This window comes from Paenibacillus sp. EKM10P (genome assembly GCF_011800655.1).
GTDB lineage: Bacteria > Bacillota > Bacilli > Paenibacillales > Paenibacillaceae > Paenibacillus > Paenibacillus polymyxa.
Genome location: NZ_JAALET010000105.1, coordinates 1 through 297, shown reverse-complemented (window position 1 = coordinate 297; position 297 = coordinate 1). Strand labels below are relative to the sequence as shown.

Sequence of the window (297 nt, the reverse complement as noted above, 5' to 3'; positions counted from 1 at the left end):
GAGGAGCTGGCGAAGCTGCCGCAGACAGGCCATGTGCCGATCGGCAAAGCGTGGCTGAACGCCAAGTTCTACATCGTGGACGCGCACCTGAATCCGGTGCCGGTCGGGGTGCTGGGCGAGCTGGTCATCGGCGGAGTCGGAGTGGCGCGCGGATACTTGAACCGTCCGGAGCTGACAGAAGAGAAGTTCGTAGACAGCCCGTTCGCCGCGGGCGAGCGGCTGTACCGCACGGGAGACTTGGCGCGGTGGATGGAAGACGGCAACGTGGACTTCATCGGCCGGATCGACAACCAGGCG

1 protein-coding gene is annotated in these 297 nt (G+C 65.3%); it reads left to right on the top strand.

Features of this window, described 5'->3' with window-relative positions; translation table 11 throughout:
- On the top strand, positions 1–297 hold a 297-nt coding region (locus tag HFE01_RS26635), incomplete at both ends, for an AMP-binding protein (protein WP_167442924.1).